This window comes from Amycolatopsis sp. cg13 (assembly GCF_041346965.1).
In the GTDB taxonomy this organism is placed as follows: domain Bacteria; phylum Actinomycetota; class Actinomycetes; order Mycobacteriales; family Pseudonocardiaceae; genus Amycolatopsis.
Map to the genome: position 1 here is coordinate 232,901 of NZ_CP166848.1, position 21,534 is coordinate 254,434.

The window sequence follows — 21,534 nt, forward strand, 5'->3', positions numbered from 1 at the left end:
ACTGAGGCGCATGACGACCGAACCCGATGCCTGCGCCGTCGCACACGGCGAGGTCGAAGAGGCCCCCGCCGAACGGACTTTGGTGGCGGTGTTCGCCTCGCCGGTGGCCCGGTACCTGCTCCGCTATGCGGCCGATTTGGGTTACCACGCCGTGCTTTTCGAGCCGGACGAGGCGCGGGCGAGCGATGCTCCCGAGGGCGTCGAGGTCCGCACGACCGCGCCTTCCCCGGGGCCGGACGCGGATGTCGTGGTGACGGACCATCACCGGCCGGAGCTTGGCGCGGTTCTGCAGGCCGCACTGGCGGTGCCGACTCGGTGGGTGGGCGTGCTGGGCAATCCTCGGCATCCGGGCCCGCATCTCGAGGCGCTGCGCGCGCTGGGCGTGGCGGAGCCGGACATCGCGCGGGTGCACCGGCCGGTGGGGCTGAACATCGGTTCGCGGACTCCGGCGGAGATCGCGGTGGCGACGCTGGCGGGGTTGGTGGCGGACCGGAACGGGCGGCCGGGCGGGTTCGAGTTCTGACCGTCGCGCCCCGCGGAGTACGTGAGGGGAACCCTGAGGGAATCAGATTCCCTGAGGGTTCCCCTCACGTACTTCGCCCGGGTCAGGTCGGGACCGCCGCCCCCTCCGGCATCGGTTCGAACCGGGCATGCCGACGCGTAAAAGTAGCCGTCCCCGAGGTAAGAGACCGCAGATCCACCGCATACCGCAGCAGTTCCGCGGCAGGCACCTCCGCGTGCACCACGGTGTGCCCGCCTTCCCCGGATTCCGTGCCCAGCACCCGGCCGCGGCGGGACGACAGGTCGCCCAGCACCGTGCCCAGATGCTCGTCCGGCAGGCTCACCTCGACGCTGTCCAGCGGCTCCAGCAGCGAGATCCGGCTTGCCGCAGCGGCTTCCCGCAGGGCCAGCGCGCCCGCGGTCTGAAACGCGGCGTCCGAAGAGTCGACGCTGTGCGCCTTCCCATCGGTCAGCGTCACCCGCACATCCACCACCGGATAGCCGTCTTGGACGCCGCGCTGCAGTTGCGCCCGGACGCCCTTCTCGACGCTCGGGATGAACTGATGCGGCACGGCACCGCCGACCACCTTGTCCACGAACTCGAATCCGCCGCCACGGGGCAGCGGCTCGACTTCGATGTCGCACACCGCGAACTGCCCGTGCCCGCCGGACTGCTTCACATGCCGTCCGTGTCCGCGGGCAGGTTTCGCGAAGGTGGAACGCAGGCTGATCCGCACCGGCTCGGTGCCGACGTCCGCCCCGCCCGCGCGCAAGCGCGACAGAACGACGTCCGCGTGTGCCTCGCCCATGCACCACAGCACGAGCTGGCCGGTCTCCGCGTTGCGTTCCAAGCGCAGGGTCGGATCGCCCGCGACGAGGCGGGAAAGATTGCGGGACAACGTGTCCTCGTCGCTGCGGGACTTCGCGACGACAGCGACCGGAAGCAGCGGTTCGGGCATCCGCCACGGCTTCATCAGCAGCGGATCCTCCGGCGACGACACGGTGTCGCCGGTTTCGGCGGAACCCACTTTGGTAAGCGCGCACAGATCGCCCGCGACGCAGTACGGCACCTCGCGCAGGTTCGCGCCGAGCGGTGAATAGAGGTGGGCGACGCGCTCGTCGGCGTCGTGGTCTTCGTGGCCGCGTTCGGTGAGGCCGTGGCCCGAGACGTGCACGGCGTTCTCCGGGCGCAGTGTCCCGGAAAACACCCGGACGAGCGAAACGCGTCCCACGTACGAGTCCACCGCGGTGCGCACGACCTCGGCGGCGAGCGGGCCGGCCGGGTCGGCGGTCAGTGCGTCGTGCTCGGCGCCGTCGGGGCTGGTCACGCCGGGCGGCTGGTGTTCCAGCGGCGAGGGGAAGGCCCGCACGATGCCGTCGAGCACCTCGGACAGCCCGATCCCGCTGGTCGCGCACACAGGGATGACCGGGTGGAACGAACCGCGCGCGACGGCCGTTTCGAGGTCGGCGATCAGCACGTCCTCGGCGATCTCCTCGCCGCCGAGGTAGCGGTCCATGAGGGTCTCGTCCTCGCTCTCGGCGATGATGCCCTCGATCAGTTCGTTGCGGGCGTCGGCGAACTCGCTCGCGACGGCCGGGTCCGGGTCGCTCACGCGCGGCGGGTAGCCGGCGGAGTAGTCGTACCGGCGCTGGGTGACGAGCCCGACCAGGCCGTCCGGCGCGGGGAGGTACAGCGGCAGCACGCCCGCGCCGAAGGCGGCTTGGCAGGCGGCGATCTCGGCGAGCGCGTCGGCGCGGTGGTGGTCGAGCCGAGACACCACGACGGCGCGCGGCATGCCCACCGACGCGCATTCCTCCCACACGGCGATGGTGGCGGCGTCCACGCCCTCGGCGGCGCACACGACGAACAGCGCGGCGTCCGCGGCGCGCAGGCCGGCGCGCAGCTCGCCGACGAAATCGGCGTATCCCGGGGTGTCGATGAGGTTGATTTTGTGCCCGGCGTGCAGCACCGGGGCGACGGAAAGCCCGACTGAGCGCTGCTGGCGCACGGCTGCCGGGTCGTGGTCGCACACGGTGGTGCCCTCGACGACCGAACCGGCGCGCGGCACGGTGCCGGACGCGGCGAGCAGTGCCTCGGTGAGCGTGGTCTTCCCGGAACCGGAAGGCCCGACGAGGACGACGTTGCGCACCTTGGCGGGGTCGTCCACAGCGACGGCGGCCCCGGGGTCGGTACTCCTGTTCTGCTTGTCGGCCATGACGGCCTCCTCAGCGACGGCGGATGGTGCAACTGTGTCCCCGATCACACACCCGCGACCCCGCGGGAAGCAAGGCGGGCGGCCCGGGACCAGCCGTTCGCTTACCCCCGGCTCCGGCGCCGAGGGGTGTCCGATTCCACTGTGGACGGCACCGGAACGACTGTCTACAAAGGATTAACCGGCGAATTGATGCCGGATTCATCCTTAACGCCGGTCTGCTGCCATGGTGGGCGGCTGGCGTTTCTTGGGCGGAAAGAGGAATTTCCGGAAAACGCGGACCGGAAATCAGAGCTGATGCCGCGAAGTTGATAACTTAACGACCTTCGTCGGTTGTCCGGAGTTGGGAAAAACCCGACTCTTGTCGGGGTTCGATCCCATTCCACTTCCGAATCCGGCCCCCACCCCCGGGCCTGATCCGGCCTGTCCGGAGGAGAACACCGCCGATGAAATCGCGCCGACCGCTCGTGCTGCTCGCAGCCGGGGTCTTGGCCGGGGCCGTCACCACGGCCACCGCCGCTCACGCACAGCCGCTCGAACCGCAGAGTCCGCAGGCCGCCGAGGCGATGGCCGCGAATGCCGCGCAGGCGCTGGTCGCCTCCCGGCCCGCCGCGCTGCACGCCAGCAAGGACGACGTTTTCCAGCAGCACAAGGTGATCTCGTCGACCAACGGGCTGAAGTACGTGCCCTACGACCGCACCTACAAAGGCATTCCGGTCATCGGCGGCGACTTCGTCGTGTCCACGAACTCCGCGGGCCAGGTCCTCGCCACCTCGGTCGCGCAGACCGCCGCGATCAACCTGCCCAGCACGTCGCCGAAGCTGACCGCGAAGCAAGCCGAAGCGATCGCCCGCACCCAGGTGCCCACTGTGGACAGTGTGCGGCCCGCGACGCTGGCCGCATACGCGCTCGGCAGCCCGAAACTCGCCTGGACGACCCGCGTGACCGGCCGGAACGCCGAAGGACCGAGCAAGCTGGACGTCGTCGTCGACGCGACGACCGGCAAGGTCCTGCACACGCAGGAGCACGTGGCCTACGGCGACGCGCAGGGCGTGTGGAACGGCCCGGAGCCGCTGCACCTCGACACGACCTCGGACGGCGCCGGCGGTTTCTCGATGACCGACCCGACCATCGCGAACCTCAGCTGCCAGGACGCTTCCACCCAGCAGACCTTCACGAAGTCGACGGACAGCTGGGGCAACGGCGACGAGACCGACAAGGAAACCGGCTGCGCCGACGCCCTGTACGGCATCCAGCAAGAGAACAAGATGCTGACGCAATGGCTGGGCCGCAACAGCTTCGACGGCAACGGCGGCGCCTGGCCGATCCGCGTCGGCCTCAACGAGCAGAACGCCTACTACGACGGCACCCAGGTCCAGGTCGGCAACAACACCGCGGGCCAGTGGATCGGCTCGCTGGACGTGATCGGGCACGAGTTCGGCCACGGCATCGACGACCACACGCCCGGCAGCATGTCCGGCAGCGGCACCCAGGAATTCGTCGCGGACGTCTTCGGGGCCTCGTCCGAATGGTTCGCCAACGAGCCCGCGCCGTACGCGGTCCCGGACTTCCTCGTCGGCAACCAGGTGAACCTCGTCGGCAGCGGCCCGATCCGCAACATGTACGACCCGTCCCAGCTCGGCCACGCGAACTGCTACGACGACTCGATCCCGGGCACCGAGGTGCACGCCGCGGCCGGTCCCGGCAACCACTGGTTCTACCTGCTGGCCGAGGGTTCGAACCCGACCAACGGCCAGCCGACCAGCCCGACGTGCAACAACTCGACGGTCACCGGGGTCGGCGTGCAGACCGCGGTGAAGATCTTCTACAACGCGATGCTGCTCAAGACCAGCGGCAGCTCCTACCAGAGCTACCGCACCTGGACGCTGACCGCGGCGAAGAGCCTGTTCCCGAACGGCTGCACCGAATTCAACTCGGTGAAGGCTGCTTGGGACGCGGTGAGCGTGTCCGCGCAGCCGGACGAACCGTCGTGCGGCGCTGTCGGCGCGACCGGTTCGCGGGCGATTGCCGCTCGATGAACCGAAACTGATTTCCCCGCCGGCGGGAGGGGGAGACGAGCACTCGTCTCCCCCTCCCGATCGTTATTGCCCGCCGGGCGGAAATTCATTTGTTCGCTAACCGGGAATTCTGCCTCGAAAGGCGCCGCGCAATTTTCCCGTGGAACGGTCACGGCACTCCGGCGAGCCTGAGCAAGGCGGCGGTCGCCGCGGCGGCGATTACCACGAGCACGAACGGCGCCTTCCGCCACGCGAGCACCCCGCCCACCAGTACCCCGGCCGGTCGCGCGATCCCGGCGAATTCGTGTCCCTGGGTCAACGCGCTGGTCGCGACCAGCGCGGCGAGCAGCACCACCGCCGACAGCGTCATCAGCCGCTCGGCCCGCGGCGACAGCCGCACTTTCGTGCGCAGCAGCGGCCCGGCGAGGCGGAACGCGAACGTTCCCGCCGCCAGCACGAGCGTCGCGACGATCAGTTCCGCGCCGTCCATCAGTGCGCTCCTTCCAGCGGCTTCGGCTCCTTCGCCGCGGCTCCGGCGACCACTCCGACCAGCGCCAGCAGCACCGGCAGACCCGCCGGGAGCAGGGGAGTGGCCACGAGCGCGACCATCACGCCGATCAGCACCGGAAGCCGCGCGGCCCGGTCCTTCAGCGACGGCAGCACCAGTGCCAGCAGCACCGCCGGGAAGGCGGCGTCCAGACCGAACGCGTCGGTGTCGCTGATCGCGGACCCCGCGAACGCGCCGACCACGACCCCGAGGTTCCAGCACACGAACAGCCCGATGCCGCACGCCCAGTACGCCGCCCGTCGCCGGTCCGCCTCGCGCTGGGCCAGCGCGAACGCCACCGATTCGTCGATCATCAGGTGGCTCCCGGCCAGCCGCCCGAGCAGGCCGCGGCCGAGCGCGTCGCCGACCGCGAACCCGAACGGCACGTGCCGCGTGTTCACCAGCAGCCCGGCGGCGACCGCGGCGAGCGGATTGCCGCCCGAGGCGACGATGCCGACGAACATGAACTGCGACGCGCCGGCGAAGACCAGCAGGGACAGCAGCATCGGCGCCCACAGCGGGAAGCCGGAGCCCACCGCGATGGCGCCGTAGGAGACGCCGACGAGGGTGTCGGCCAGGCACACGAGACCGATGTCGCGGGCGAGGCCGCGATCGAGTGTTCGCCAAATCGAACGCATAGTGTCCTATGCTGAACACGTCGGGGCCTGTTCGTCAAGGCGAACGAGAAGACTGATGGAGCGAACACACATGCCGAACGAGAGCACGGGCGCGCCGCTGGACATCATCGCGGCGTCCCTGCGCCGCGAGCGGGCCCGCGCCGGCCTCTCGCTGACCGAGGTCGCGCGCCGGGCCGGCCTGGCGAAATCCACGTTGTCCCAGCTGGAATCGGGATCGGGCAATCCGAGCGTGGAGACGCTGTGGGCACTCGGCGTCGCGCTGGACGTGCCGTTCTCGCGACTGGTCGAGCCGGAGCGACAGGAGGTGAAGGTGATCCGGGCGGGCAAGGGACCGACAGTGTTCGCCGAACACGCCGACTACGCGTGCACTCTGCTGTCCGCATGCCCGTCCGCGGCGCGCCGGGACATCTACTTGGTGAGCGCGGAGCCGGGCATCCCGCGGCGGTCGGATCCGCACATGAGCGGCGTGGTCGAGCACACGGTGCTGTGCGCGGGGCGGGCGCGGATCGGGATCATGGACGATCCGGTGGAGATGCTGCCGGGGGACTACATCTGTTACCCCGGGGATGTGCCGCATATCTTCGAGGCGCTGGAGCCGGGGACGTTCGGGGTGGAGATTTCCGAGTACAACTGAGCGGTTATTCGCTGGTGTAGCCGCGCCGCCTCAGCTGGTGCCTTCAAGTCCGCGAGCGCCGCCCCGAAGGAATCAGATTCCCTCAGAGGTCCCCGCGCGGACCGCAAGCCGCTTTGCTTTCCGGATGCCGAGGCGCGAACGGGCGCAGCGCTCATCGTCACGGAGTTCCGTGCGGCGGACGGGACACCAGTGCTCGCGGACGGTCTCCTCGCCTTCGCGACCTAGCCGTCGCGACTGGCGGCTGTACACCGGCGGCGCGATAGCGCAGAGTCCTTACCGGACGAACCATCGGCCAGGAGGTGTGATGACCGGCGAGGAAATCGTGCTCGGTCCCCTGCCCAAGGGGATCACGCCCGCCCGCGAGGGCATGCGGAACAAGGTGTGGAACGTGCTCGGCCACACCTACTCGATGAAGGCGGCCAGCGAGTCGAGCTTCGCGTTCGAGACCCTCGATCCGCCCGGCACCGGCGTGCCGCCGCACGTTCATCCGACCCAGGACGAGCACATCTACATCCTGGAAGGCGTGTTCACGCTTTACCTCGACGGCAAGTGGGAAACCGCGGGCCCCGGCGACACCGTGCGGATGCCGAAGGGGCTCCCGCACGCGTACTACAACCGCAGCGAGGGCATGACCCGCGGGCTGTTCTGGGTGAGCCCGGCCGGGAAGCTCGCGACGCTGTTCGACAAGCTGCACAACCTGACGGACCCGGAAGAGGTGGTCCGGGTGTCGGCGCTGCACGACGTCGATTTCCTGCCGCCCGGTTCGGTGGAGGGCGCCTGACGACGGCTCAGGCGCGGTTCACCTGCTGCTGGGACGCCCCGGAAGCCTGCGCGTAACCGGAGACGATGGCCTCGAGCGTGGCCGTGTCGATCACGTCTTCGAGGCGGGTAAAGCCTTCCGGGGCACGGCGTTCGACCTCGTCGATGACGTTCTCCGGCCCGCCCCGGCGGTTGCGCAGCACGATGTCGCTGGTGGCCGGAAGGCGGTCGGCTTCGTATGCGCGAAGCGCCTCGACGGGGTCGGAGCGTCGCGTGAGGTGCCAGGCGAGGCTGGACGCGTCGAGGATCGCCTGGCCGGCGCCGTTGGAACCCATCGGGTACATCGGATGGGCGGCGTCGCCCAGGAGCGTCACGCGGCCATGCGACCACGCGGGCAGCGGATCCCGGTCGCACATCGGGAATTCGAAGATCTCCTCGGTGGCCTCGGCCAGCGCCGCGTGGTCGACCGCCGGGCAGTGGAACCACCCGAGGTGCCGGGCCAGCTCCGCCCGGTCGCCGGGTTTGGCCCAGTCCTGTCGGTCCGGAGGCGGGGAGCCGGGTTGTCCGGTGCGGATGCAGACGGCCCAGTTCGTGAGCCTGCTGCCCGCGGACTTGCCCGGCCCGATCGGGTAGATCACCAGTTTGGCCGCGGTGCCGCCGGAGACGATCATCGAAGCGCCGCCGCCGAATTCCGGCCAGTCGGCGGCCCCGCGCCACATCAGGACGCCGTTCCACCGGGGCGGTCCTTCCTCGGGGAACAACAGGGACCGCGCGGCCGAGTGGATTCCGTCAGCCGCGACGAGAACGTCGCCGTTCACGGTGACCGGGGCGCCGCTGTCCCGCTCGGCGAAGTGCGCCCGGACGCCTTGCGCGTCCTGATCGAAACCGGTCAGCCGGCAGCCGGTCCGCACCGCGTCGGGACCGAGCCGCGTTTGGACCGCTCGCAGCAGCAGGTCGCGCAGCCTGCCCCGGTGCAGGCAGTACTGGGGGAGGGTGAACCCGGCGTCGAGACCGCAGGGTTTGCGGAGGATCACTTGGCCGAGGCGGTGGGTGTAGGACAGTTCGCGGGTGCGGATCCCGATCTCGTCCAGCTGGTCGAGCAGCCCGAGCGCGGCCAGTTCCTTGACCGCGTGAGGCAGGGCGTTGATGCCGACGCCGAGTTCGCCGATGCGGGCGCTTTGTTCGTAGACCGCGCATTCGACGCCTTCGCGGTGCAGCCGCAAGGCCGCGGTCAACCCGCCGATCCCCGCTCCGACGATCACGACCTTCACCGCGAACCTCCCTGTCGTCGACCGACTCAGGGTGGCGGAGATCGGCCCGGGGCGCTACCGCCGAAGGGACAACCGCGGTTCCGGCTGCCAGGCCCACTGCGTTCGCCTTGAGGAGAGTGTCCAGACCAGACGAAAGCCGGAAACCTCAACGGGGAGAGGCGATTTCCGGACGCCGGAGAACGATCCCCGCCGCGGCGAGGGCGCGGGAGCACTGGAGCCCGCAGGTCGACGGCATCGAACAGAATCCAACATATCGGCGGCCGAGCGGTCCGGAACAGCGGGATCTGGTGCGGTTTCGGTGAGACAAGGCAGGTCCGGTGCCGAGATCCCCACTTTCGCATTGGTTCATCCGTGTGCATTTCTGTGTGTTGTCGGGCGACTATGTTCGATTTGCCGCACGCTTTTGCGTGCCGCCGCAAGTCGACGCACAGTGAGGTGATGAGATGCGCAGAATGCTGGCCTTGCTCCTCTCGGGAGCTTTGCTCTCGGTTCTGACCGCGGCGTTCGGCCCGCCCGCGTCCGCCGTCCCGGGGCAGAACCTGCTCCCCGCGCCGCCGATGGGATGGAACAGCTGGAACAAATTCGGCTGCGCCATCGACGAAAACCTGATCCGGCAGACCGCCGACGCGATGGTCTCCAGCGGCATGCGGGACGCGGGGTACCGCTATCTCAACATCGACGACTGCTGGATGGCCCCGGACCGCGACGCGAACGGCGATCTGCGGCCCGACCCGAAACGCTTTCCGCACGGGATCGCGGCGCTCGCCGACTACGCGCACGCGCGCGGCCTGAAGCTCGGCATCTACTCGTCGGCGGGGACCAAGACCTGCGCCGGATTCCCGGCGAGCCTCGACCACGAGACCGCGGACGCGCGCAAGTTCGCCGAGTGGGGCGTGGACTACCTGAAGTACGACAACTGCAACAACCTCGGCCGTCCGGCGGTCCAGCGCTACCAGGCCATGTCGGACGCGTTGCGGGCCACCGGAAGGCCGATCGTCCTGTCGATCTGCGAGTGGGGTTCGAACCAGCCGTGGCAGTGGGGCGCCCGGTACGGCGAACTGTGGCGCACCACCGGCGACATCAGCGACCGCTGGAACAGCTTCACCGGCATCCTGGACCAGCAGGTCGGCCTGGAGAAGTACGCCGGGCCGAACGCCTGGAACGACCCGGACATGCTCGAGGTCGGCAACGGCGGCATGACCGACGCGGAGTACCGCGCGCACTTTTCCTTGTGGGCGCTGCTGAACGCTCCGCTGATCGCGGGCAACGACCTGCGCGCCATGGACCCGGCGACCGCGAAGATCCTGCGGAACAAGGACCTCGTCGCGGTCGACCAGGACTGGAGCGGCGCGTCCGGCCGCAAGATCCGCGACGACGGCGACGCCGAGGTGTGGGCCAAGCCGATGTCGGACGGTTCGGCGGCGGTGGTGCTGTTCAACCGCGGCGCCGCGCCCGCCGATGTCGCGGTGCGGGCCGAGGATCTCGGGGTGCGGCACGCGGAGCAGTACCGGGTCCGGGATTTGTGGTCCGGCGAGGAAAGCCACAGTTCGGGCGCGTTGCACGGGACGGTCGCCTCGCACGGCGCGGTGGTCTATCGCGTGTGGCCGGGCCACGGCGCCGCGCAGCCGCTGACGACCCTCGCGCTCGCCGCGCCTGACGTCACCGCGGCGAACCGCCCGTTCACGGTCACCACGACCCTGCACGACGACGGAATGCCCGCGCTGAACCAGGTTTCGGCACGGTTGTCGGTGCCGTCCGGCTGGACTGTCGACAATGGGCCGACGGCTGACGTGCCGGTTGTCCGCGGCCAGTGGACCCACCGGTGGACGATCCGGCCCCACGGCGACCAGCCGGTCGGCCCGCTCGCGCTCAGTGCTTCCGCGAAGTTCTCCGCGGCTGGCCGTGCCGTGGTCAGAACCGCGGCGGCGTCGACTGTCGCGGCCGCCCTGCCCGCGCGCGGTACGTCGCAGGTTTCGGCGCTGCCGTTCGTGTCCAGCGAAAACGGCTGGGGGCCGGTGGAGCGCAATACGAGCAACGGCGAAACGGCCGCGGGCGACGGGCATCCGATCACGATCGCCGGACAGGTCTATCCGACCGGGCTCGGCGCGCACGCGCCTTCGTCGGTGCGGGTGTTCCTAGGCGGCTCGTGCGCGAACTTCAGTGCGAAGGCCGGAGTCGACGACGAGACCGGGAAGGGCAGCGTCGCGTTCGAGGTCTGGGGCGACGGGAAACGGCTCGCGGCCACCGGAGTGCTGCGCCATGGCGACGCGGCGGCACCGGTGAACGTCGACGTCGCCGGCGTCTCGGTGCTGGACTTGCGAGTCACCGACGGCGGCGACGGAGTGGACAGCGACCACGCCGACTGGGCGGCGGCAGCGATCTCCTGCTGACCGCCTGGGAACATCCCCGCGGGCCGGTCCCGAAGCCTTCGGGACCGGCCCGGCCTCGCCCCGGCACGGACCGGATATCGGCGTGGTGAACGGATGGTGCGGAAAGAGCGGGCGGCCCGGCTTCCCGCCGGCCGGGCGCGCGGAGTTCGCGGCGGCGGCCCGCGCTGAGCCAAGCCCGCGAAACCCTCCGGAAACGAACGGCGCGCCGTGGCCCCGCCCGCCGCGAGCGGGGCCGGTCTCGGGACGGTCAGGCGTTGATCTGCTTGGTTCCGCCGTCGCCGCCGATGGCGATCTTGCGGGGCTTGGCCTGCTCGGCGATCGGCACCCGCAGGGTGAGCACGCCCGCGTCGTAGTCGGCCTTGATGCGGTCCGCGTCCAGCGTGTCGCCCAGGAACAGCTGCCGGGAGAACACCCCGCGCGGCCGTTCGGAGACCTGGACCTCCGCGTCCTCGCCGTATTCGGGCCTGCGTTCGGCCTTCACGGTCAGCACGTTGCGCTCGACGTCCAGATCGATCGACTCCGGTGCGACGCCCGGCAGGTCGAACTGCACCACGTAGTCGTTGCCGGACCGGTAGGCGTCCATCGGCATCACCGCCGGGCGGGTCGTGGTGCCGTTGCCCCCGAAGAACTGCTGGGTCAGCCGATCGAGCTCCCGGAACGGGTCAGTTCGCATCAACATGACCATGCGCCTCCATTCTCCTTCCCTGCTGCCCGCCGCCCGGCGCGCTCGGCCGGAGACGGGCGGTCGCGTGTTTGCTCGGTTTTCTTGTTCCCGTGCCTGCGGATCTTCTCGACCTCGGGCTGACGGACCGGCGGCCGCCGCGGACATCCGGCCCCGCCGCCGGACAGAGCGGCGGGACCGGAACCAGTTCGAGTGAAAGCAACCTCGATGATCTGTGCGTGCGCTATCACCTCCCGCGAGATGCCGCCGTTGCCGTGCTCCCGCTTCGCGCCGGAGGGGATCGCTCCCGGCGCTCCGGGGGCCAGGCTCGCCACACGCTCGTCGCGACCTGCTGCTGCTCGCGCCCGGTGCTCCGCGGACCGGGGGCATCGCCGTGCGGCGGGGCGTCGTCGAAGCAGGTGGCCACGATCGCCTCGAACTCGGCGCGCAGCCAGGCCGGATCGGCGCAGATCAGCTCGGCGAATTCGCTGGCGGCCGCCTCCCGGCGGCTGATGGTGTCCGGCATCGTCGATCACTCCCCGGTTACGTCGTCCCAGCACCCAGGTCAGCTCTCGCGTCTCACAATTTCTATAGCGCGGACTGTAGATTGTGTCAAGCAGTGAATCGAGATAATCTTGAGCTGGACGCGGAGGGCCGATCCCGGAGAGGAGGTGCGCGTGCCCGGACTCGACCGGCTCGACGATCAGGACTATCCGGCGTACACGACCGGGCAGGCCGCCGAAATGCTGGGCGTGCAGCAGGCCTTCCTGCGCAGCCTGGACACCGCGGCCGTGGTGCGGCCCGAACGCTCCGGCGGCGGGCACCGCCGTTACTCCCGCCGTCAGCTGACCCTGGTGGTGCGGCTGCGCGAACAATTGGACGAGGGGCATTCCCTCGCCTCGGCCGCGCGGATCATCGGCCTGCAAGACGAACTCGCCGACGCCCACGACATCATCACCGGCCTCCGCGCCCGGCTCGGCGAGCGCTGACGACGGCGGGGATTCCTCGAAAAAGCGGAGGCGGACGCTGTCGCCTCGGTACTGTCGTTCGCATGACCGGCTCCGAGATCGCGATCACCGCCGACCTGGTCCGCGACCTGCTGCGAGACCAGCATCCCGACCTCGCCGGGCTGGCGATCCGCGAGGCGCCGGGCGGCTGGGGCAACCAGATGTGGCGGCTCGGGGACGATTTGGCCGTGCGGATGCAGCGCATGGACCCCACCCCGGAATTCCAGCTGAAGGAGCGGCGGTGGCTGCCCGTGCTGGCCCCGCGGCTGCCGCTCCCGGTGCCGGCGCCGGTGCGGTCCGGCGAACCGTCCGCGCGGTTCCCCAAGCACTGGACCGTGATGACGTGGGTCCCCGGCGAACCGCTCGACCACGGCACGATCAGCCGCGGCACCCACGCGGCCGACACGCTGGCGGATTTCCTCCGGGCGCTCCATCTGCCCGCGCCCGCCGCGGCCCCGGTCGCCACGGATCGCGGTGGCCATCCCCGGGACTGCACGGCTGGTTTCGAAAAGTTCCTCCAGGCCGTTGCCCTGGACGACCTGGCTGCCGACGTCCGGGCTGTCTGGGAGGACGCCGCGGCGGCAGGTGCGTGGGAGGGCCTGCCGGTGTGGGTGCACGGCGATCTCCATCCCGCGAATGTCGTGGTCTCGGACGGAACGCTCTCGGGCATCGTCGATTTCGGCGACCTGTTCGCGGGCGATCCGGCGTGGGATCTCGCCGCTGCCTGGGTGCTGCTGCCTGAGGGCACGGCTTCGCGGTTCTTCGACAGTTACGCACAGGCGGACGAGTCGGCGATCCGGCGTGCGCGCGGGCTGGCCGCGATGAAGAGCCTTTTCCTGATCCTCATGGGACAGAACGGCGATCGCGGCCTTCCCGGCGGCAAACCGCACTGGGGGCCGGCTGGCCGGGCGGCGCTGGACCGGGTGCTGAAGGGCGTTTGAGGTCCGCGGCGGGACGGTTCAGCCGCGCCACAGCACTGCGGTCAACTGCTTCCCCGACCCGCTCCGCACCCAGCGTTGTGTCCACTGTGGATCAATCGCCGACACCGGACGCGTCGAGAGCTTCCGCGGCGACGCGCAGCGCGTTCTTGCTGGCTTCCGGATCGGGATGGGTGGGGGAGAGCGCAAGCGTGGTGACGCCGCTCTCGGCGAGGGCCTTCATCCGGTCGGCGATCCGTTCCTTCGGGCCGAGGAGCGAGGTCTCGTCGAGGAATTCCGCCGGGATGGCGGCCATGGCTCCGGCGTAGTCCATGGTCAGGTACCGGTCGCGGATCTCGTCGGCGGCGGCCTCGTATCCCATCCGGGCCATGAGGTCGCGGTAGAAGTTGTTCTCGCGGCTGCCCGCGCCGCCGACGAACCCGGCGACGTAGGGGCGGGCGTGGTCGGCGGCGTGGCGCCAATCGTCGCCGACGGCGAGCGGGGCGGTGGCCGCGACGTCGAATCCGTCGAGCGTGGCACCGGTTTTCTCGCGTCCGGCGCGGATCCGGTCCAGGGATTCGCGGCCGTGTTCGGGGGAGAAGAACAGACCGAGCCAGCCGTCGGCGATTTCGCCGGTCAGTTCGAGATTCCGCGGGCCGAGGGCGGCGAGATAGAGGGGGATGTGCTCGCGGGCGGGCGGCACGGCCAGCGGCAGCGCTTTGCCGGGCCCGCCGGGCAAGGGGAGCCGGAAGTGCGTGCCGTTGTGCCGGACTCGTTCGTAACGCAGGGCTTTCCCGACGATGTCGACGTATTCGCGGGTCCGCTCGACCGGTTTCCCGAACGGGACGCCGTACCAGCCCTCGGACACCTGCGGGCCGGAAACGCCGAGCCCGAGCCGGAATCTGCCGCCGGACAGGTTGTCCAGGGTCGCCGCGGTCATCGCGGTCATGGTCGGGCGGCGGGCCGGGATCTGCAGGACGGCGCTGCCGAGGTCGACGCGTTCGGTGCGCGCGGCGAGCCAGCCCAGCACGGTCGCGGCGTCCGAACCGTAGGCCTCGGCCACCCACACGACGGAAAACCCGAGCCGGTCGGCCTCCTGGGCGAGCTGGAGGTTGGTCGCATCGTTTCCGGCGCCCCAATAACCGATGTTGAGTCCTATTTTCATGCGGCCGACGTTACTGCTGGTAACCGAAAGGACACCGGTGGTTCCCGGGGTTCAGGGGGCGCGATAGGGGTTGCCCTCGGTCCACAGTGGACTTTCCGGGATATGCGACACAAGGTGTCGTGATTCGCCTGAGAGGCTCGGCTTCCGTTCGCACAAAAGGAGTGTCAGATGGGATCCCAGCTCAACCCGTGCCTCGCCTTCACCGGGAACGCCCGCCAGGCGATGGAGTTCTACCGCGAAGTACTCGGCGGCGAGCTGAATCTGGGCACGTACGGCGATTTCGGCTCGCCGGAGGCTCCCGGCGCCGATCCGGACCAGATCATGCACTCGGTGCTCAGCACGCCGGACGGCTACACGGTGATGGCGTGGGACGTCCCGGAGCGGGTGTCTTTCCAGCCGGGCAACAACGTCGCGCTCTTCCTCGGGGGTGACGACGGCAAACTCCGGGACTGCTTCGAGAAGCTCTCCGCTGGCGGCACTGTGACGTTGCCGTTGGAGAAGCAGTCCTGGGGCGACGAGGCCGGTTCGCTCGTCGACAAGTTCGGGATCACGTGGATGGTCAACCTCGCCCAGCGACAGTCCTGAGCGCTCAGTCCGGGATCTCGCCCATCGAACGGCACAACCGGCGCAGCAAATCAGCCAACTCGCGCTGGTCCTTGCCGCTCAAGCCGCTCACCAGCTTCTCCTGCTCGGCCAGTTCCACGGCGACCGCCTCGTCGACGAGGGCCAGCCCGGCGGGAGTGAGCCGGATCAGCGCGGTGCGGCGGTTCGCCGGGTTCTGCTTCCGGTCGACGAGGCCCGCAGCGACCAGCCGGTCCAGCCTGCTGGTCATGGTGCTGTTGCCGGCGAGCATCCAGCGCGCGATCTCGGACAGGGTCAGCTCGTACGGCGCCCCCGCGCGCCGCAGGGTGGCGAGGATGTCCAGGTCCGCGTGGAGAACGCCGTAGTCCTTCAGGGTTTCGTCGAGGCGGCGGGTCACCCGGCGCGCGATCCGCGTCAAGCGGGCCAGCACCGACAACGGGGCCGGGTCGAGGTCCGGGCGCTGCGTGCGCCATTGGTCGAGGACGTCGTCGACGAAGTCACGCTCCATCCTCGTACTATACAATGACGGATATTACGACCTCGTACCTTTCGGCTCCGCAGCGAAGGAGAGGGAAGATGCCCGGAGCGATCGTCGTCGGCGGCGGGCCGGTCGGCATGCTGCTGGCCACCGAACTCGGCAGGCACGGCGTACCCACCACAGTCGTCGAGAAACTCACTGCCACGCACGACGAACCACGCGCGGGGACGCTGCACGCGCGTACCGCACAATCGTTGCTGCGGCGCGGTTATCTGCCCGTGCCGCCGCCGCGGGACCCGCGCGCCGTCGTCGAGACCCCGTTCCACTTCGGCGGACGTCCGGTGCTGACGCTGGAATCGCCCGCTCTCGAAGGCGCGCCGATGGTCGGGCAGGCGCAGTCCGACATCGAGCGCTTTTTCGAGGCGCAGGCCCGTTCGCTCGGCGTCACCATCCTGCGCGGCCACCGCGTGACCGGGGTCCGGGACGACGGGGAGCAGGTGCACGTCTCCACCGACCACGGCGAACTCGCCGCCGACTACGTCGTGGGCTGCGACGGCGCCCGCAGCATCGTCCGCGAAGCAGCACGGTTCACCGGGACCACAAACCCGGCTACGTTCGCCGGACTCCTCGGCCTGGCCAGACTGGGCGACCCCGCGCGGGTGCCCGGCGGCTGGACGCAGGGCCCGACCGGCTGGACGCTGATCAACGTCAACCCGTCCGGGCACAGCCGGATCCTCACCCACGAGTTCACCGAGCCGCTGCCGGAACGCGGCACCCCAGCGGGTCTCGAGGATCTGCAGGCCGCGGCTTCGCGCATCCTTGGCCACGACGTGCCGATGTCCGACGCGACGTTCGTCGGCCGCTTCAGCGATTTCACGCGGCTCGCCGACTCTTACCGCCGCGGTCGTCTTCTGCTCGCTGGCGACGCCGCCCACGTGCACGCCCCGCTGGGCGGGCAGGGGCTCAACCTCGGCCTGCAGGACGCGTTCAACCTCGGCTGGAAGCTCGCGATGGTCGTCGCGGGCACGGCACCGGACGCGCTGCTCGACACCTACCACGCGGAGCGGCATCCGGTCGCCGAAGCCGTCATCGAGAACACGCGCGCGCAAGCCGCGCTGATGCGGCCAGGGCCGGAGTTCGAACCGCTGCGCGCACTGGTCGCCGACCTGCTGTCCACTTCGGACGGCAACCGGCTGTTGAGCGACCGGATCAGCGCACAGGGCGTGCGCTACGGCGACGGCCGCGGCATGGCGGGGGAGTTCCTGCCGAACTTCCCGCTCGGCGAGGGGACGATCGCCGAGCTGCTGCACCCGGGCCGCCCGGTGCTGCTGCTCGGCCCGGATGCCGCCGGGGCCGCGGACACGGCGGCGAAGTGGAAAGACGGCGTTGACGTCGTCGCGCACGACGAAGACCTCGGCGAACCGGCGATCCTCCTGCGCCCGGACGGGTATGTCGCGTGGGCTGGACGGGACTCAGGCCTCGCCGCAGCCCTCGCCGGGTGGTTCGGCCCGCGCTAAGCAGGCCGGATCGACTGGCGGTGCCGGAACACATCCTCGGGGTCCCACTGCGTCTTCGCCCGCTGCAACCGCGCGTAGTTGCCCTTGAAATACAAGTCGTGCCAAGGAACTCCGGAGGCGTTCCACTCCGGATCGGACAGATCAGCGTCCGGATAATTGACGTAGCACCCGTCAGTCACCTCGCCGGGCACCGGCACCCCGCCGGTCTCCGCGTACATCGCGCGGAAGAAATCCCGCACCCACCCGATATTCGCCGCGTCCGCGTCCACTGTGGACCAAAACGCCTGATACAGCAGCTTGAACGTGCTGTCCCGCTGAGCCACCGCGGTAGCGGCCGGATCAACCGCGGAAATCGCGCCGCCGTAAGAAAAAGCGACCAGCATCGTGTCCGGGTTCGTCACGTCGGCCCGGGTCAGGTACTCGTAGGCGGTGCGCAGGTGCGACTCCGGCAGAGTGCTCCGGACATAAGCCGACTTGTGCTCGGCGCGCAGCGTCGGATCGGTGAGCACCGGTGTGTTCGTGCCGAGGAGCCGTGTCGCCTGCAGCCAGGGGAGCCGCCGCGGAGGGGCGAGCCCGGGCATCGGGCCGAACTCGCCCGCCCGGGCGAATCCGGTCGTCGCGAGATCGCCTAGGACGTGCGAAAGGAACTCGTTCAGCACCCGGTCCGCATCCGGCGCAGCGGCGTCGATCTGCGCCACCAAACCGACCGTACCGTTGCAGCGGTGGTTCAGCATCAGCAGGCTCGACAGCGCCGCGCCCGGCGAGTCCGGCGCGCGGTGCTCGTGGTGCCAGCGTGCGTAGCCGCCGAGCAGCCGGGCGAACCGCCGCTCGTCGAGGTCGGCCCACGGCACCGACATGGCCGCGACGAGCACTTCGGACGGCGGTCGGACGAGCGGCGCACGGAACAGGAACCGCGTCACCACGCCGAACGAGCCGCCGCCACCCCCAGTGTGCGCCCAGAAAAGATCGGCCTCCGGACCGGTCGAATCGCGGGTGGCCGCGATCGTCCGGCCGTCGGCCAGCACGACCTCGACGCCGTGCAGGTGGTCGACGGTGAGGCCGTCCCTCCGCGACAGCAGGCCGTAGCCGCCGCCGGTGAGGTGTCCTCCCGCGCCGACGGAGTAGCAGATGCCGCCCGGGATCGTCACGCCCCAGCCGCGGTACAGGCGTTTGTAGACGTCCTGCAGCCGCGCCCCGGCTCCGACGGAGTAGAGGCCGTCCGCGTAGTCCACTTCGGACAGTCCGCTGAGGTCGAGGATTTCGTCGACCCCCTCGTGGTGGACGAAATCCTCGAAGCAGTGGCCGCCGCTGCGGATCGCGAGCCGCCCGCTCGCGGAGGAGACCGCCGAAGCGACCTCGCCGGTGGTCCGCGGCAGGTGCACTGACGCCGGTTTCGCGAGGTAGCGCTGGTTGACTCCGGTCGTGAAGTCCGCGTAGCGCGGGTCTTCCGGCCGGATCACGCGTCCGCTCATGGCTCCTCCCGGAAGGGGAGGCCGGGACGGGCAGCCCGCCCCGGCCTCTGCTCAGAGGTCTCCGGCGAGCTTCCCGCCGAGGCCCCAGTGGTCCTTTTCGACGTCGGTGACGATGACCGTGACCGCGGTTTCGGGGCACTTCGCGAGCCGCGAAACGGTGCCCGTCACTTCCTCGACGAGCTGACGGCGTTCGGCCTCACCGGCTCCCTTCCACCAGTTCACGTGCACGACCGGCATCGCTGTTCACCTCCTTTCCCGTCCGGCGGTCCAGCCCCACCGCACCGAGCGCGACGAGCAGCGAGGCGACGGCCAGCCCGGCTCCGATCCAGCTCGGCGAAAGCAGCCCGGCCCCGGCACTGAGGCCGACGCCGCCGAGCCACGGGCCGAGCGCGTTGCCGACGTTGAACGCCGAGATGTTGCTCGTGCTCGCCAGCGTCGGCGCGCCCTCGGTCTCGTTCATCACGCGCGTCTGCAGCGCCGGGTTGATCAGGAAGCTGCCGATCCCGAACAGGAACAGCGTCCCGATCATGGCCGGTTTGTTATGCGCGGCAAGGGAAAACGCACCGAGCATCACCGCGAGCAGCAGCAGTCCCGCGCACAGCGTGCCCATCAGCGAACGGTCGGCGAGCTTGCCGCCGAGCACGCTGCCGAGGAACGTGCCGAAGCCGAACAGCGCCAGCAGCGGAGGCACCATCCCGGCGGAGAACCCGGTGAAGTCGGTCAGCAACGGCGCGATGTAGGTGTAGGCGGTGTAGAGCGCGGCCTGGCTGAGCGTGGTCGTGCCCAGTGCCAGCCACACCTTGGGGTTGCGGAACGCGGCCAGCTCGTGGCGCAGGCCGAGGTGGCCCGCCCGCGGCTGGTGCGGCACCAGCGCCAGCACGCCGACGAGGTCGATCACGCCGAGGATCGCGACCGCGAGGAACGTCGCGCGCCAGCCGAAATGCTGGCCGACGAACGTGCCGAGCGGAACCCCGGCGATGGTGGCGATGGTCAGTCCGCCGAACATGATCGCGATGGCCCGGGCGCGCTTGCCCGGTTCGACCAGGTTCGACGCCACCACCGCGCCGATGCCGAAGAACGAACCGTGCGCGACAGCGGTGACCACGCGGGCGGCCATCAGCACGCCGAACGACGGCGCGGCGGCGGCGAGCACCTCGCCCGCGATGAACACGACGAGCAGTGCGACCAGCGCCGTCTTGCGCGGCACCTTGGTGGTCGCGGCGGTGATCAGCGGCGCGCCGATGACGACGCCGACCGCGAACAGCGAGATGAGCAGCCCGGCCTGCGGCAGGGAAACGCCGAACGCGCCGGACAGTTCCGGCAGCAGGCCGGCGATCATGAACTCGGTCGTGCCCAGGCTGAACACCGTCAGCCCGAGCACGAACAGGGCGATGGGCATCGTGACTCCCGGAGGGTTCGGGCGATGGTCAGGACTCGAGCGCCGCCAGTCCGGCCTCGGCGATCTTGACGTCGTCGGTCCAATGCGCGCCGGAGACGCCGATCGCGCCGGCCAGTTCGCCGTCGACCACGATCGGCAGGCCGCCGCCCATGCCGACCAGGCGGTCGATCGCGGTGGGCGCGGCCGTGCGCAGCACCGGGTCGGCGTCGAGCACCTCGGACCACTTCTCCGTCGGCATCGCCGAGGACGCCGCCGTGTAAGCCTTGTCCTGCGCGACCTGCACCGCGTTGAGCTTCGCGCCGTCCTGGCGCAGGAACGCCTTCAGGTTGCCGCCTTCGTCCACCACCGCGAGGGCGAACCGCTTGTCGGTCGCCTTCGCGGCCTCGTCGGCGGCGCGGACGATCTGCCAGGCCAGTTCGTCGCTGACGGACGACCGGCGCTGCACGTGAGGCATGAGATCTCTCCTTGTCTGGCGAGTGCGGTTTTCGCTTCGGCGCCGCCGGTCCCAGGAGGGTGCGCACCGGGACCGGTCGCACACGGACCGCATCCGGCGGTCGCTTCCGACGGTACCAAATCTGGAACGATCGGCAAACTATCTACGGGTAGCGAAGCAAGCTTGGATTGGAAAAGCTCTTTTATGGCAACAAATCGTGGAAATCATCGATTCTCATAGTTGAACGTTCAGTCCAGATGAAGCGCTCTATTGTTGACCTGTCGTTCCAGCTTCCTTACGCTGGCGGCATGCCCCGAGTTCGCGAGTTCGACACCGACGAGGTGATCCAGAAGGCCATGGAGGTCTTCTGGTGCAAGGGCTACGAAGCCACCTCGATCCAGGACCTCGCCGAGGCGACCGGGCTCGGCCGCGGCTCGCTCTACGCCGCGTTCGACAGCAAGCACGGCCTTTACGAGCGCGCGCTGCAGCGGTACGTCCGGCAGACCACCGACGCCACCCGCGAATCGCTGATGCAGCGGGTGCCGATCCGCCAGGTGATGCGCGACCTGCTGCTCGGCCGGATCGACGACGCGCTGGAGGAGCCGGGCCGGCCGGGCTGCCTGCTCGTCATGGCGATCACCGAGCGGGTGCCGCACGACGAGGCGGCCAACCGGATCGTGTGCGACGCGATCGCCGCGCTGCAGGATTCGTTCTACGGAACGCTGCACCTGGCCCGCAGCATGGGCGAACTGCCGCCCGGGGCGGATATCCCGGCGTTGTCGAATTTCCTGGTGACGATGATTCAAGGGCTGCGGGTGATGAGCGCGGTCTGCCGGGACAAGACATTGCTGGGCCAAGTCGTCGACACCGCGCTGAACGCTATTCCGGAATAACTCCAATTCCGCACCGGGAGACGATCATCGGAAAGATGG

The 21,534-nt window shown here is 69.9% G+C and carries 22 protein-coding genes; 10 read left to right on the forward strand and 12 right to left on the reverse strand.

Annotated features, from left to right (window positions below; all coding sequences use genetic code 11):
* Nucleotides 1–10: 10 nt before the first annotated feature.
* Nucleotides 11–523, forward strand: a complete 513-nt coding sequence (locus AB5I40_RS00845) for an XdhC family protein (protein WP_370936476.1) — start codon at nucleotides 11–13, stop codon at nucleotides 521–523.
* Nucleotides 524–605: 82 nt separating this feature from the next.
* Here the strand turns inward: AB5I40_RS00845 and AB5I40_RS00850 are convergent, their stop codons facing one another.
* Nucleotides 606–2,717 carry an elongation factor G-like protein EF-G2 gene (locus AB5I40_RS00850; protein ID WP_370936477.1) on the reverse strand — a complete coding sequence of 704 codons (2,112 nt, stop codon included), beginning with the start codon at nucleotides 2,715–2,717 and terminating at the stop codon, nucleotides 606–608.
* Nucleotides 2,718–3,160: 443 nt separating this feature from the next.
* Between AB5I40_RS00850 and AB5I40_RS00855 the strand changes: the two genes are divergently transcribed.
* Entirely contained in the window at nucleotides 3,161–4,753 is a 1,593-nt protein-coding gene (locus AB5I40_RS00855) for a M4 family metallopeptidase (protein WP_370936478.1), read from the forward strand.
* A gap of 148 nt (nucleotides 4,754–4,901) precedes the next feature.
* On the opposite strand, the gene AB5I40_RS00860 is transcribed toward AB5I40_RS00855, so the two are convergent.
* Nucleotides 4,902–5,222, reverse strand: a complete 321-nt coding sequence (locus AB5I40_RS00860; RefSeq protein WP_344277045.1) for an AzlD domain-containing protein — start codon at nucleotides 5,220–5,222, stop codon at nucleotides 4,902–4,904.
* Entirely contained in the window at nucleotides 5,222–5,917 is a 696-nt protein-coding gene (locus tag AB5I40_RS00865) for an AzlC family ABC transporter permease (RefSeq protein ID WP_370936479.1), read from the reverse strand. The genes AB5I40_RS00860 and AB5I40_RS00865 overlap by 1 nt, the downstream gene beginning before the upstream one ends.
* A gap of 70 nt (nucleotides 5,918–5,987) precedes the next feature.
* Between AB5I40_RS00865 and AB5I40_RS00870 the strand changes: the two genes are divergently transcribed.
* Together AB5I40_RS00870 and AB5I40_RS00875 are read left to right on the forward strand one after the other, a co-directional pair.
* Nucleotides 5,988–6,551 carry a helix-turn-helix domain-containing protein gene (locus tag AB5I40_RS00870; protein WP_354745274.1) on the forward strand — a complete coding sequence of 188 codons (564 nt, stop codon included), beginning with the start codon at nucleotides 5,988–5,990 and terminating at the stop codon, nucleotides 6,549–6,551.
* A 304-nt stretch (nucleotides 6,552–6,855) separates the two neighbouring features.
* Nucleotides 6,856–7,332, forward strand: coding sequence for a cupin domain-containing protein (locus AB5I40_RS00875; protein WP_370936480.1), 477 nt, complete (start codon nucleotides 6,856–6,858; stop codon nucleotides 7,330–7,332).
* Nucleotides 7,333–7,339: 7 nt separating this feature from the next.
* Here AB5I40_RS00875 and AB5I40_RS00880 read toward each other — a convergent pair whose 3' ends face one another.
* Entirely contained in the window at nucleotides 7,340–8,581 is a 1,242-nt protein-coding gene (locus tag AB5I40_RS00880) for a flavin-dependent oxidoreductase (protein ID WP_370936481.1), read from the reverse strand.
* 443 nt (nucleotides 8,582–9,024) lie between these two features.
* On the opposite strand from AB5I40_RS00880, the gene AB5I40_RS00885 reads away from it, so the two are divergent.
* On the forward strand, nucleotides 9,025–10,971 hold the full coding sequence (locus AB5I40_RS00885) for an NPCBM/NEW2 domain-containing protein (RefSeq protein WP_370936482.1): 1,947 nt from the start codon (nucleotides 9,025–9,027) through the stop codon (nucleotides 10,969–10,971).
* A 247-nt stretch (nucleotides 10,972–11,218) separates the two neighbouring features.
* On the opposite strand, the gene AB5I40_RS00890 is transcribed toward AB5I40_RS00885, so the two are convergent.
* Together AB5I40_RS00890 and AB5I40_RS00895 are read right to left on the reverse strand one after the other, a co-directional pair.
* Complete coding sequence (locus AB5I40_RS00890) at nucleotides 11,219–11,650, reverse strand: Hsp20/alpha crystallin family protein (protein WP_370936483.1); 432 nt, start codon at nucleotides 11,648–11,650, stop codon at nucleotides 11,219–11,221.
* Between the two features lie 229 nt (nucleotides 11,651–11,879).
* Complete coding sequence (locus tag AB5I40_RS00895) at nucleotides 11,880–12,158, reverse strand: hypothetical protein (RefSeq protein ID WP_370936484.1); 279 nt, start codon at nucleotides 12,156–12,158, stop codon at nucleotides 11,880–11,882.
* Nucleotides 12,159–12,309: 151 nt separating this feature from the next.
* Here AB5I40_RS00895 and AB5I40_RS00900 point away from each other — a divergent pair, with 151 nt between their 5' ends.
* Both AB5I40_RS00900 and AB5I40_RS00905 read left to right on the forward strand, forming a co-directional pair.
* The gene (locus AB5I40_RS00900; protein ID WP_370936485.1) at nucleotides 12,310–12,621 is read left to right on the forward strand and encodes a helix-turn-helix domain-containing protein; all 312 of its coding nucleotides are present in this window, start codon (nucleotides 12,310–12,312) and stop codon (nucleotides 12,619–12,621) included.
* Nucleotides 12,622–12,683: 62 nt separating this feature from the next.
* A complete protein-coding gene (locus AB5I40_RS00905; RefSeq protein WP_370936486.1) occupies nucleotides 12,684–13,580 on the forward strand; it encodes an aminoglycoside phosphotransferase family protein in 897 nt (298 codons plus the stop codon).
* Between the two features lie 91 nt (nucleotides 13,581–13,671).
* Here the strand turns inward: AB5I40_RS00905 and AB5I40_RS00910 are convergent, their stop codons facing one another.
* The gene (locus AB5I40_RS00910; protein ID WP_370936487.1) at nucleotides 13,672–14,721 is read right to left on the reverse strand and encodes an LLM class F420-dependent oxidoreductase; all 1,050 of its coding nucleotides are present in this window, start codon (nucleotides 14,719–14,721) and stop codon (nucleotides 13,672–13,674) included.
* A gap of 168 nt (nucleotides 14,722–14,889) precedes the next feature.
* On the opposite strand from AB5I40_RS00910, the gene AB5I40_RS00915 reads away from it, so the two are divergent.
* The gene (locus tag AB5I40_RS00915; RefSeq protein WP_370936488.1) at nucleotides 14,890–15,306 is read left to right on the forward strand and encodes a VOC family protein; all 417 of its coding nucleotides are present in this window, start codon (nucleotides 14,890–14,892) and stop codon (nucleotides 15,304–15,306) included.
* A 4-nt stretch (nucleotides 15,307–15,310) separates the two neighbouring features.
* On the opposite strand, the gene AB5I40_RS00920 is transcribed toward AB5I40_RS00915, so the two are convergent.
* On the reverse strand, nucleotides 15,311–15,811 hold the full coding sequence (locus AB5I40_RS00920) for a MarR family winged helix-turn-helix transcriptional regulator (RefSeq protein ID WP_370936489.1): 501 nt from the start codon (nucleotides 15,809–15,811) through the stop codon (nucleotides 15,311–15,313).
* Between the two features lie 68 nt (nucleotides 15,812–15,879).
* Here AB5I40_RS00920 and AB5I40_RS00925 point away from each other — a divergent pair, with 68 nt between their 5' ends.
* Entirely contained in the window at nucleotides 15,880–17,298 is a 1,419-nt protein-coding gene (locus tag AB5I40_RS00925; RefSeq protein WP_370936490.1) for an FAD-dependent monooxygenase, read from the forward strand.
* Here the strand turns inward: AB5I40_RS00925 and AB5I40_RS00930 are convergent.
* The 4 genes from AB5I40_RS00930 to AB5I40_RS00945 are packed head-to-tail and all read right to left on the reverse strand — an operon-like array spanning nucleotide 17,295 to nucleotide 20,623.
* Nucleotides 17,295–18,770, reverse strand: coding sequence for an FAD-binding oxidoreductase (locus tag AB5I40_RS00930; RefSeq protein WP_370936491.1), 1,476 nt, complete (start codon nucleotides 18,768–18,770; stop codon nucleotides 17,295–17,297). The two genes, AB5I40_RS00925 and AB5I40_RS00930, sit on opposite strands and share 4 nt — an antisense overlap.
* Before the next feature lie 51 nt (nucleotides 18,771–18,821).
* Nucleotides 18,822–19,007, reverse strand: a complete 186-nt coding sequence (locus AB5I40_RS00935; protein WP_370936492.1) for a 4-oxalocrotonate tautomerase family protein — start codon at nucleotides 19,005–19,007, stop codon at nucleotides 18,822–18,824.
* A complete protein-coding gene (locus tag AB5I40_RS00940) occupies nucleotides 18,967–20,169 on the reverse strand; it encodes a Cmx/CmrA family chloramphenicol efflux MFS transporter (RefSeq protein ID WP_370936493.1) in 1,203 nt (400 codons plus the stop codon). The genes AB5I40_RS00935 and AB5I40_RS00940 overlap by 41 nt, the downstream gene beginning before the upstream one ends.
* Nucleotides 20,170–20,197: 28 nt before the next feature.
* Complete coding sequence (locus AB5I40_RS00945) at nucleotides 20,198–20,623, reverse strand: heme-binding protein (protein ID WP_370936494.1); 426 nt, start codon at nucleotides 20,621–20,623, stop codon at nucleotides 20,198–20,200.
* A 287-nt stretch (nucleotides 20,624–20,910) separates the two neighbouring features.
* Between AB5I40_RS00945 and AB5I40_RS00950 the strand changes: the two genes are divergently transcribed.
* A complete protein-coding gene (locus AB5I40_RS00950; protein ID WP_370936495.1) occupies nucleotides 20,911–21,495 on the forward strand; it encodes a TetR/AcrR family transcriptional regulator in 585 nt (194 codons plus the stop codon).
* Nucleotides 21,496–21,534 lie beyond the last annotated feature (39 nt).

Excerpts from the sequence above, each read along its gene's own strand:
- AB5I40_RS00845 (WP_370936476.1), top strand. The coding sequence starts at position 11 with ATGACGACCGAACCCGATGCCTGCGCCGTCGCACACGGCGAGGTCGAA.
- AB5I40_RS00850 (WP_370936477.1), bottom strand. The coding sequence starts at position 2,717 with ATGGCCGACAAGCAGAACAGGAGTACCGACCCCGGGGCCGCCGTCGCT.
- AB5I40_RS00855 (WP_370936478.1), top strand. The coding sequence starts at position 3,161 with ATGAAATCGCGCCGACCGCTCGTGCTGCTCGCAGCCGGGGTCTTGGCC.
- AB5I40_RS00860 (WP_344277045.1), bottom strand. The coding sequence starts at position 5,222 with ATGGACGGCGCGGAACTGATCGTCGCGACGCTCGTGCTGGCGGCGGGA.
- AB5I40_RS00865 (WP_370936479.1), bottom strand. The coding sequence starts at position 5,917 with ATGCGTTCGATTTGGCGAACACTCGATCGCGGCCTCGCCCGCGACATC.
- AB5I40_RS00870 (WP_354745274.1), top strand. The coding sequence starts at position 5,988 with ATGCCGAACGAGAGCACGGGCGCGCCGCTGGACATCATCGCGGCGTCC.
- AB5I40_RS00875 (WP_370936480.1), top strand. The coding sequence starts at position 6,856 with ATGACCGGCGAGGAAATCGTGCTCGGTCCCCTGCCCAAGGGGATCACG.
- AB5I40_RS00885 (WP_370936482.1), top strand. The coding sequence starts at position 9,025 with ATGCGCAGAATGCTGGCCTTGCTCCTCTCGGGAGCTTTGCTCTCGGTT.
- AB5I40_RS00890 (WP_370936483.1), bottom strand. The coding sequence starts at position 11,650 with ATGTTGATGCGAACTGACCCGTTCCGGGAGCTCGATCGGCTGACCCAG.
- AB5I40_RS00895 (WP_370936484.1), bottom strand. The coding sequence starts at position 12,158 with ATGCCGGACACCATCAGCCGCCGGGAGGCGGCCGCCAGCGAATTCGCC.
- AB5I40_RS00905 (WP_370936486.1), top strand. The coding sequence starts at position 12,684 with ATGACCGGCTCCGAGATCGCGATCACCGCCGACCTGGTCCGCGACCTG.
- AB5I40_RS00910 (WP_370936487.1), bottom strand. The coding sequence starts at position 14,721 with ATGAAAATAGGACTCAACATCGGTTATTGGGGCGCCGGAAACGATGCG.
- AB5I40_RS00915 (WP_370936488.1), top strand. The coding sequence starts at position 14,890 with ATGGGATCCCAGCTCAACCCGTGCCTCGCCTTCACCGGGAACGCCCGC.
- AB5I40_RS00920 (WP_370936489.1), bottom strand. The coding sequence starts at position 15,811 with ATGGAGCGTGACTTCGTCGACGACGTCCTCGACCAATGGCGCACGCAG.
- AB5I40_RS00925 (WP_370936490.1), top strand. The coding sequence starts at position 15,880 with ATGCCCGGAGCGATCGTCGTCGGCGGCGGGCCGGTCGGCATGCTGCTG.
- AB5I40_RS00930 (WP_370936491.1), bottom strand. The coding sequence starts at position 18,770 with ATGAGCGGACGCGTGATCCGGCCGGAAGACCCGCGCTACGCGGACTTC.
- AB5I40_RS00935 (WP_370936492.1), bottom strand. The coding sequence starts at position 19,007 with ATGCCGGTCGTGCACGTGAACTGGTGGAAGGGAGCCGGTGAGGCCGAA.
- AB5I40_RS00940 (WP_370936493.1), bottom strand. The coding sequence starts at position 20,169 with ATGCCCATCGCCCTGTTCGTGCTCGGGCTGACGGTGTTCAGCCTGGGC.
- AB5I40_RS00945 (WP_370936494.1), bottom strand. The coding sequence starts at position 20,623 with ATGCCTCACGTGCAGCGCCGGTCGTCCGTCAGCGACGAACTGGCCTGG.
- AB5I40_RS00950 (WP_370936495.1), top strand. The coding sequence starts at position 20,911 with ATGCCCCGAGTTCGCGAGTTCGACACCGACGAGGTGATCCAGAAGGCC.